Genomic DNA, 9,108 nt, shown 5'->3' with positions numbered 1-9,108 from the left:
CACCCCGGCCCGGCCGGGGTGCCGGCGAATCGGAAGGGCCCACCACCAATGATCTTCGAAAGCGCCTCCGACGTCGTCCTCGACGACGTGTTCCTGCGCCTGCCCGACTTCGTTCCCGACGTGAGCGTGCTCCTGAAGCTGGAGGGACTGAACCCGGCCGGATCGGTCAAGCTGAAAACCGCCGTGGCCCTGGTCGACTCGGCGCAGGCCGCCGGCACGCTCGGGCCGCGGGCCCGGCTGATCGAGTCGTCCTCCGGCAATCTCGGCATCGCCCTGTCCGTGGTCTGCGCCGCGCGCGGCTACCCGCTGACCGTGGTCACCGACCCCAACGCGGCGAGGCACGCGATCCGCGTCATGGAGAGCCTGGGCACCGAGGTCGTCGAGGTCAGCACCCGTGACGCGCAGGGCGGCTACCTGCGGACCCGGCTCGACTACGTGCGCCGGCGGACCTCCGCCGAACCGGAGCTGGTCTGGCTCAACCAGTACGCCAACCCCGCGAACACCGGTGCCCACCGGGAGCGGACCGCCAAGGCCCTGCACCGGGAACTGGGCGACATCGACGCCCTGTTCGTCGGGGCGGGCACCACGGGCACCCTGATGGGCTGTGTGGAGTACTTCGCCGAGCACAGCCCCGGCACCAGGATCGTCGCGGTGGACGCGGTCGGCTCGGTCACCTTCGGGGCTCCGGCCGCACCGCGGTTCATCCCCGGGCTCGGCACCAGCCGGCGGCCCGAGATCTACGTCGACCGCGAGGCCGTCGAGAAGGTGCTGGTCGAGGAGACCGACACCGTCGCCATGTGCCGGATGCTCGCCGCGCGGTACGGGCTGCTGGTCGGCGGTTCCACCGGAACGGTCCTGGCCGCCGTGCAGCGGCTGGCCCCGACCTTCGGGTCCGGCTGGCGCGTCGCCGCCATCTCGCCGGACATGGGTGACAAGTACGTGGACACCATCTACTCCGACACCTGGGTCGCCGAGCGCTACACCAGGATCCCCGACCTGGCCGGCCTCGGCCACGCCACCGCCGGCTGACCCGTCGCGGGGCCGGCCCGGCCCGGGCCGGTCCCGCGAGCCGCCCGAACGCAAGCAGAGAAAGAGAGACCTCCGTGACGACCTTCTCCGTGGTCCCCGGCTCGGTGGTGTCCGGCATCCTCGCCGACTCCCACAAGGACGTCCTGCGCATCGTCGCCGCGACGTACGTCGCCCACGAGCAGGGGAAGTCGGTCAACCCCGACAGCTACTTCCTGCGCTTCCCCGAGAAGCCCAGCGCCCGGGTCATCGCGCTGCCCTGCTACCTGGGCGGCGAGGTGGACACCATCGGCATGAAGTGGATCGCCAGCTTCCCCGACAACACCGGGCAGGGCCTGCCCAGGGCCTCCGCCACCCTGCTCCTGAACGACTACGCGACGGGCTACCCGCTGGCCTGCCTCGAAGCGGCCGGCATCAGCGCGGCCCGCACGGCGGCCTCGGCCGCGGTCGCCGCCCGGGAACTGACCGCCGGAGCGGGGGAGGTGGGCCTCGCGGTCATCGGCGCCGGGGTCATCGCCCGCACGATCGTCGACTACCTGGCGGCGAACGGCGTGGCCGTCGCGGACGTGCTCGTGCACGACCTCGACGCCACCAGCGCGGACCGCCTGACCCGGCACGCCGCCGAGCGCCTCGGCGTCCGGGCCACGGCCGGCACCCTCGACGAGGCACTGAGCAGGGACCTCGTGGTCTTCGCCACCACCGCGGCGGCGCCCTACGTCCCCGCCGACACCCCGCTGCGTCCCGGTCAGACGCTCCTCAACGTCTCCCTGCGGGACCTCGCTCCCGAACTCCTCCTGCGCAGCAACAACATCGTCGACGACGTCGACCACTGCCTGAAGGCGCAGACCTCGCCCCACCTGGCGGAACAGCTGACCGGGAGCCGCGAGTTCGTCACCGGCACGCTGGGGGCCCTGCTGGAGGGCAGGGTGACCACGGACCCCGCCAGGCCCACGGTCTTCTCCCCGTTCGGACTCGGGATCCTCGACCTCGCCGTGGGCCACCACGTGCTGCAGGTGGCGAAGTCCCGGGGCGGCGTGGTGGAGATCCCCGACTTCATCGGTGAGACCAGCCGCTGGTGAGACCGGGCCTCCTCCGAAAGGGGGAGACGGCCGGGTACCGCGGGCCCTGGGTCCGCCGTACCCGGCCGCGGGCCGGGACCGACGGCCCGTGCCACCGCGGCGGTGACGGTCGCACCCGTCGGCCGCCGCCGTCCCCGTCGCGCCGTACGGGGCGTGGGCCCCGGGGAAGCCGGATCCCCGGGCCCCCACCGTGACCGCCACCACCGCCCCGGACCGTGCGGTGCCCCTGTTCCCCGGTCAGAGCGCGAGCATCGCCCCGGCGACCTCGGGAACGGCCGCCCCGGGGATCGCGGTGGCGGCCCCGTCGAGGACGAGCAGCCGTGCCCCCGGGATCTCGCGCGCGATCGCCTCGCCGTTGCCGAGGGGGAAGAACCGGTTGCGGCGGCCGTGGACGACGAGCGCGGGGACCTCGATCCCGGGCAGCCGCTCGCGCCAGCGGGGCGTGCAGTCGAGTCCGGCGAACACCATGCCCAGCTGGTTGGCCATCTGGACGGCGGCCCCGGTGCCGGGCGTGCGGTCCCAGACGCGCGCGGCGGCGGCGCGGGCGGCGACCGGGTCGTCGCCGAGGATCCCGGCGCCGGCGGCGGTGAACTCGGCGACCGCCTCGCGGTCGGTCCAGTCGGGCATCGAACGCGAGAACAGGCGGCCCATCGCCGCCTGGTCGTGGTCGGGGAGGTCGTCGTCGGGCGGTCCGGGCGCGACCGCGCGGGTGCCGGCCAGGGTGAGCGCCCGGAACGCCGCCGGATGGTCGAGCACCGCCACCTGGGCGACCATGCCGCCGACGCCGATCCCCGCGAGGTGCGCCGGTGCCCCGCCGAGCGCGACGGCCAGGGCCGCGGCGTCGGCGGCGAGGTCGCGCAGGGTGTAGGCGGGCGCCTGGGGGTCCTGCGTCGTGGACTCCCCGCTGTCCCGCAGGTCGTAGCGGACCGCGCGGCGCCCGCCGGCCGCCAGGCGCTCGCAGAGCGCGTCGGGCCAGGAGAGCATGGTCGGCCCGCCCGCGAGCAGGACGAGGGGCGCGCCGTCGTCACCGAACGACTCGATGCCGAGGGCGACGCCGTTGACGTGGACGGTGGTCACCGGGTCACCGACCGCCCTCGTCGCCGAGCCCGCGGTCGGGAAGGCTCATGTCGCCGGTCCGGGGCGTGCCGTCGGCGAGCCCGTAGCGCAGGTGGACGGTGCCCGTGGGGCCGGCCGCCGGCGGTTCGAGCAGGGTCAGGCTGGTGGGCACCGCGCCCGCGTCGAAGACCTTCTTCCCGACACCGAGCACGATCGGGTGCACCCAGAGGTCGAGGCGGTCGAAGAGCCTCTCCCGCAGGAGCGTCTGCACCAGGTCGAGGCTCCCGACCACCTTGACGTTCCGGTGCCGCTCGCGGATCCCGCGCACCGCGCCCGCCAGGTCCGGGCCCAGCTGCGTCGACCCGGCCCACGGCAGCTCCGGCGTGCCCCGGGAGGCCACGTACTTCGGCACCCGGTTGAAGAGTTCGGCGATCTCGCCCTCCTGCTGGTGCGGCCAGTAGGACGCGAAGATGTCGTACGTCCGCCGGCCGAGCAGCAGGGCGTCCGTGCCCTCGTACGCGGCGAGGATCTGCGCCCCGGTGGTCCCGTCCAGCAGGGGGGCCTGCCAGCCGCCGAACGGGAACCCCGCCGGGTCCTCGTCCGGCCCGCCGGGCGCTTGCCCGACGAGGTCCAGGGTCGCGAAGAGTTCGATGTGGATCAGGCCCATGTCTGTGCTCCCGATGAGTCGGTCGTCCCGGTCGAGATGCAGACCCGCCCGAGGCGGAAAACTCATCGCCCCGCCGGCACCGGGTTTCCGTTCCCGGGGGCCGCCGCCCGCGGCCGCCGTTCCGGCGGCGCCCCGCCCGGCCGCGCGCTGCGGCACCCCGACCCACGGTAGATCACCCGCCGAGGCCGGGCCCGGCGGGCGTGGCGGGGCGGGGGCTCCGCGGGGCGAAGCGCCCGGGTTTTTGAGAACGCTCGTTCTTGACCGATCGTTCTTCAACTCCGTAGGGTGGTGCCGCGCACCGCCGGGCGTCTCGGGCGGACGGGGCCGCCGCGCGCCGTACGACGCCCCGCCGGCCCTCCCGCCGCGTGCCCCGCGGCGCTGTCGCCCGGCCCCCGTTTCGCTCCGCTGCACGCCAGCACCGCATCCGTATCCGGTATCCGCATCCGCAGGAGTCGACCATGCACCGGCGCATCCGCGCGCTCGCCCTCCTCCCCGCCCTGGCCGCCGTGACGGCCGCCACCGCCCTCGGCGCCACCGCCTCCCCGGCACGGGCCGCGGGCGGAGGAACCCCGGGCGGCGGCCGCGTCGTCCCCGCCGCCGACCGGCGGGTGACCTTCGACGCGGACGGCACCACCGTCTTCGGCACGCTCCACGTCCCCGCCCACCGTGCGGGCCACCGACTCGCCGCCGCACTGCTGCTGCCCGGCAGCGGCCCCACCGACCGCGACGGCGACCAGCCGCCCGCCCTCACCCCGTCCACGCTCGCCCTGACCGCCGGCGTCCTCGGCGACGACGGGGTGATGACCCTGCGTTTCGACAAGTACGGCACGGGCGAGACCGGCCCCGGGCGCTACGGCGACGACCCCGGCAGCATCGACACGGCGGCGTTCACCCGCCAGGCCGCCGCCGCGTACGACACGCTGCGCCGGCAGCCGGAGGCCGATCCGCGCGCCCTGCTGATCGTGGGTCACAGCGAGGGGGCCCTGCGGGCGCTGCTCGTCGCGCCGGCGGTGCGGCCCGCACCGGCGGGTCTGGCCCTGGTCGCCCCGCAGACCCGCCGCATCCTCGACACCCTCGCCGCCCAGCTCGCCGACCGGATCGACCGGGCCGCCGCCGACGGCGTGCTCACCGCGGAGCAGGCCCGGGACAGCAAGGACGGCGTCGCCCGCGCGGTCGGGGACTTCCGTGCGGGGCGCCCCGTCGACACCGGGGGGATCGTCGCACCCGTCGCCGCCGTGCTGGAGGCGGTGTTCGGCCCGCTGAACGCCCGGTACACCCGCACCCACGACGCCGTCGACCCGCAGGTGGCGGCCCGCCGGACCGCCCCGGGCACCCGGGTGACTGTCACCTGCGGCACCGAGGACGCCAATGTCCCCTGCGCCACGACGCCCCCGCTGCTCGCGGGCCTGGCGGCGGCGAGGGTCACCGGCCCCGGGCTGCGGGTCCTGCCCGGTGTGGACCACCTCCTCCACCCCGCGGGCACGCCCGTCGGCGACAGGGTCCTCGCTCCCGCCGCGGTCGCGGCCCTGCGCGACTTCGTCCGCCCCTGGCGCAGCCGCTGAGGGCGCTCCGCCGCCGGTCGTCCGCGCGCGGCCCGGCCCCCTGTGAGAAGCACCCGGCCTCCGACCGGCCGACCGGCGGGGCCGGTGCTCCGGGAACCGGACGGGTGGGCGGAGCCCTTCTCCGGGGGCTTGGCGCGAATCCGACCCGGCACACCATTCCGTTTTCGGGCGGGAAGTCCCGGCGAAGCCGGGTGATCTGCCGGGGTTTCGGATCAATTCCGCACTTTGGGTGCTGTCCGGAATTCATCGAAAAGGGATTGCGAAAGTACCTCCCCGGGGGTACGGGAGAACGGTGGCCCTCTGGCAGAATCCGGATTTCCCGGCGGAGATTCCCCGGGATCAACGGACGGGTGGAAACTTGAAGACGAAGGTACGTCTGATCGCTCTCCTTTTCGCGGTCGTCGGCGGAATGTTCGGCCTCGCCGCTCCGGCGAACGCCACGGGCAGCCACTACGTGGACATCGAGGTGGGGGCCGCGCCGGGCTACTACGACGGAGTGAGCGGCTGTACCGCCACGTTCTCCTACGGCGCGCCCTCCCGGGTGCTCCTGTGCGGCAGCCAGACCACGATCGTGACGTGGGCGGACGGCCGCAGGGAGGTCACCGGACTGGGGACCGACCGGGCGGTCTGGACCTCCGCGCAGACCACGGCCGGCGGCTCCTGGGCCCCCTGGACGAGCCTCGGCGGCAGTGGACTCGACCTGAAGTACGGGGTGGCCTGGCCGAACCCGTCGAGCGTCGGCGCCTGGAGCGGTGACTACCAGTTCTGGTGCCGCACCATGACCGACGGCTGGGGCCCCTGGCACCTCTGCTGATCCCTGCCCACAGGGCCTGGCGTCCACAATCCGGGACGGTTCCGGTATTCCCCGGAACCGTCCCGGCCGTGTTCTCCGGCGGCCCCGGGGAGCGGTTCGGCCGATACCGGTGAGTACGCCCGGCCCCGGCGGCCCGGTCCGATTCCCGGGACGTTCACCGGCCGGGGCCGAACGGCGAGCGGTCCGTATCGGGGGCGTTCCTCCGAAAGGCCCGGGGAACGCCCCCGGCCGCCGGGCCTTTCGGTGGCGCCCCCACGGCCCCGGGGTCGGCACGCTCGGTGCACTCGGCTCGACAGCCCCCGTTGACAGGGTGGGTGACGGCTCATAGCTTCTTCGAGCGGCGACCACGCCGGCGGCCGGCTCTCCGGGAGGATCTGCCATGTCCGACCTCGCCCGGCCCGCGGTCCCCGGTCCGCAGGAGATCTTCGACCGCTTCCGGGCCAATGTGCTCGCCGGCGGCGTCGGCCTCACCGAGGACCTCTGCGCCGCGGACATCGTGGTCGAGCTGCCCCTGGCACCCCCCGGCGCCCCGCGCCGCTTCGACGGCCGGGCGGCGTTCATCGCCTTCTCCATCGCCACCCGGGAGGCCCTGCCCGTCCGGTTCGAGGGCTTCGACGTCCTCGCCGTCCACCGGACCGCCGATCCCGAGGTCATCGTCGCCGAGTACGAGGTCACCGGGGTGCTGACGACCACCGGCCGGCGCTCCTCGGCCGCCGCCCTCGTCGTGCTCAGGGCACGGGACGGCCGTGTCGTGCACTGGCGCGAGTACCAGAACGTGTCGGCGGTGCTGGAATCGCTCGGCCACCGGAGCGCGTGACCGTTCGCCCGGCCGGACCCCGCGCCCGACCGCCCGGACCACCGGCGGTCCGGGCGGTCGTGGGATCGTGGCAGCCACGGTCGGCGCCGCGTCGCAGCAGTGCACCTCGCCACCCGGAACGATCACCGTGGTGCACAGCACGTTGTCGCCGTCCGGCGTCGGCCAGCACCATGGAACCACCTCACCCCCGACACCCTCCGGAGCCGCCCGTGTCCTCGTCCCCCGCCGGGGCCGCCGCGCAGGGCCCCGGTCACCCGCAGCACCCCCGCCGCATCGAGCACCTCGACGTCCTCGTCGTCGGCGCCGGGATCTCGGGCATCGGCGCCGCGCGGTACCTGAAGACCGAACTGCCGGCGAAGAGCTTCGCGATCCTGGAGGCGCGCGAGGCCTCCGGCGGGACCTGGGACCTCTTCCGCTACCCGGGCATCCGCTCGGACTCGGACCTGCACACCTTCGGGTACGAGTTCAAGCCCTGGCGCGACGAGCAGTCCATCGCCGACGCACCCCGGATCCTGGCCTACCTGCGCCAGGCGGCCACCGAGAACGGCCTGGACGCCCACATCCGTTACCACCACAGGGTGACCGCCGCGTCCTGGTCGAGCGACCGGGCGCGCTGGACCGTCGAGGCCGAGCGCACCGGCACCGGCGAGCGCACCACGCTGACCTGCGGCTGGCTGTTCGGCGCGGGCGGCTACTACCGCTACGACGAGGGCTTCACCCCGCACTTCGAGGGCCGCGAGCGCTTCGCGGGCACGATCGTCCACCCGCAGCACTGGCCGGAGCGGCTGGACTACGCGGGCAAGCGCGTGGTGGTCATCGGCAGCGGCGCGACCGCCGTCACCGTGGTCCCGGCGATGGCGGCCACCGCCGGGCACGTGACCATGCTGCAGCGCACGCCGACGTACGTCATGCCGGTGTCGCGCAAGGACCCGGTCGCCAACGTGCTGAAGAAGGTTCTCGGCCCACGGCGCGGCTACGCGCTGACCCGGCGCAGGAACGTCGCCCGGCAGCGCGTGATCTGGAGCTTCTGCCGGAAGCACCCGAAGACGGCACGCCGCCTGATCCGCTGGGCCAACACCCGGCAACTGCCCCCCGGCTACCCCGTCGACGTGCACTTCAACCCGCCGTACGACCCGTGGGACCAGCGGCTGTGCGCCGTCCCCGACGGCGACCTCTTCCGGGCGATCCGCGAGGGCCGGGCCTCGGTGGCCACCGACCGGATCGCCACCTTCACCGAGCGCGGAGTCCTGCTGGAGTCCGGCCGGGAACTGCCGGCGGACATCGTCGTCACCGCCACCGGGCTGAACGTGCAGGCGTTCGGCGGCTTCCCGCTCACCGTCGACGGCCGGGAGGTGCGCCCGGCGGACACCGTCGCCTACAAGGGCATGATGCTCTCGGGCGTCCCGAACTTCGCCTTCGCGATCGGCTACACCAACTCCTCCTGGACGCTGAAGGTCGGCCTGCTCTGCGAGCACTTCTGCCGGCTGCTGGCCCATCTGGACGCCCACGGGTACGACACCTGCCGGCCCGAGCCCGCCGACCCGGGGATGCCGACCCGCCCGTTCCTGGACTTCGGCGCCGGGTACGTCCGGCGCGCCGTCGACGCGCTGCCCCGGCAGGGGGACCGCAGGCCGTGGCTCTCCCCGGTGGACTACCACGACGACATCGGGCTGCTGCGCACCGGCAGCGTCACCGACCCCGAGCTCCGCCTGTCCCGCTCGGCCGCCCGGGCGGAGGCGACGGCATGACGGACGGCAACGGCGCCGCCGTCGTGGCCGGCGGGACCGCGACGGCACCGGCCGCTCCGCCGGGGTCGACGCGCCACTGCCTTCCCGGCCGCGTCGGCCGCGGCCCCCTGCCGCCTCGCTGATCGGCGGCGCTTCGTCGGCGCCTGCGGGGTCGCGGTGCAGGGAGGGGACCGCATCCCGAAGGGCCCGCCGGTCGGAGCGGGCCCTTCGGGTGTGCGGGTTCGTGCGGTGCCGGTCAGGCGGTGAGGGTCTTCTCCAGGGCTTCGAGGCCGTCGGCGTAGATGCCGTGGAAGAGGTCGACGGTCTCCTGTTCGGTGGCGCCCTTGGGGTTGAAGCGGC

Annotated in this window: 8 protein-coding genes; 6 read left to right on the top strand and 2 right to left on the bottom strand. The window is 74.7% G+C overall.

The window, feature by feature from the left end; translation table 11 throughout:
• Window positions 1-48: 48 nt before the first annotated feature.
• Together sbnA and sbnB are read left to right on the top strand one after the other, a co-directional pair.
• Entirely contained in the window at window positions 49-1,029 is a 981-nt protein-coding gene (gene sbnA, locus ACFCX4_RS31345; protein WP_376149897.1) for a 2,3-diaminopropionate biosynthesis protein SbnA, read from the top strand.
• Between the two features lie 74 nt (window positions 1,030-1,103).
• Window positions 1,104-2,105, top strand: a complete 1,002-nt coding sequence (sbnB, locus tag ACFCX4_RS31340) for a 2,3-diaminopropionate biosynthesis protein SbnB (RefSeq protein WP_376149894.1) — start codon at window positions 1,104-1,106, stop codon at window positions 2,103-2,105.
• Window positions 2,106-2,342: 237 nt separating this feature from the next.
• Here the strand turns inward: sbnB and ACFCX4_RS31335 are convergent, their stop codons facing one another.
• Together ACFCX4_RS31335 and ACFCX4_RS31330 are read right to left on the bottom strand one after the other, a co-directional pair.
• Window positions 2,343-3,182: an alpha/beta fold hydrolase gene (locus tag ACFCX4_RS31335; RefSeq protein WP_376149891.1), complete on the bottom strand. Its 840-nt coding sequence runs from the start codon at window positions 3,180-3,182 to the stop codon at window positions 2,343-2,345.
• Between the two features lie 4 nt (window positions 3,183-3,186).
• Complete coding sequence (locus ACFCX4_RS31330) at window positions 3,187-3,828, bottom strand: dihydrofolate reductase family protein (RefSeq protein WP_376149888.1); 642 nt, start codon at window positions 3,826-3,828, stop codon at window positions 3,187-3,189.
• A gap of 458 nt (window positions 3,829-4,286) precedes the next feature.
• Here ACFCX4_RS31330 and ACFCX4_RS31325 point away from each other — a divergent pair, with 458 nt between their 5' ends.
• From ACFCX4_RS31325 to ACFCX4_RS31310, 4 genes are all read left to right on the top strand, one after another.
• On the top strand, window positions 4,287-5,390 hold the full coding sequence (locus tag ACFCX4_RS31325; RefSeq protein WP_376149885.1) for an alpha/beta hydrolase: 1,104 nt from the start codon (window positions 4,287-4,289) through the stop codon (window positions 5,388-5,390).
• A 358-nt stretch (window positions 5,391-5,748) separates the two neighbouring features.
• Complete coding sequence (locus ACFCX4_RS31320) at window positions 5,749-6,204, top strand: hypothetical protein (RefSeq protein ID WP_376149882.1); 456 nt, start codon at window positions 5,749-5,751, stop codon at window positions 6,202-6,204.
• Between the two features lie 379 nt (window positions 6,205-6,583).
• Window positions 6,584-7,021 (top strand): nuclear transport factor 2 family protein, encoded by a 438-nt coding sequence (locus tag ACFCX4_RS31315; protein ID WP_376149879.1) that lies wholly within the window; start codon window positions 6,584-6,586, stop codon window positions 7,019-7,021.
• Between the two features lie 209 nt (window positions 7,022-7,230).
• Window positions 7,231-8,769, top strand: coding sequence for a flavin-containing monooxygenase (locus ACFCX4_RS31310; RefSeq protein WP_376149876.1), 1,539 nt, complete (start codon window positions 7,231-7,233; stop codon window positions 8,767-8,769).
• The last annotated feature ends 339 nt before the right edge of the window (window positions 8,770-9,108 follow it).

This window comes from Kitasatospora sp. NPDC056327 (genome assembly GCF_042261735.1).
Classification (GTDB): Bacteria; Actinomycetota; Actinomycetes; order Streptomycetales; family Streptomycetaceae; genus Kitasatospora.
The sequence above is the reverse complement of the archived record's forward strand: the minus strand, read 5'-3'. Positions and strand labels throughout refer to the sequence as shown.

Bases quoted from the DNA above. Each gene is read 5' to 3' on its own strand.
- sbnA (WP_376149897.1), top strand. From the start codon at position 49: ATGATCTTCGAAAGCGCCTCCGACGTCGTCCTCGACGACGTGTTCCTG.
- ACFCX4_RS31330 (WP_376149888.1), bottom strand. From the start codon at position 3,828: ATGGGCCTGATCCACATCGAACTCTTCGCGACCCTGGACCTCGTCGGG.
- ACFCX4_RS31325 (WP_376149885.1), top strand. From the start codon at position 4,287: ATGCACCGGCGCATCCGCGCGCTCGCCCTCCTCCCCGCCCTGGCCGCC.
- ACFCX4_RS31315 (WP_376149879.1), top strand. From the start codon at position 6,584: ATGTCCGACCTCGCCCGGCCCGCGGTCCCCGGTCCGCAGGAGATCTTC.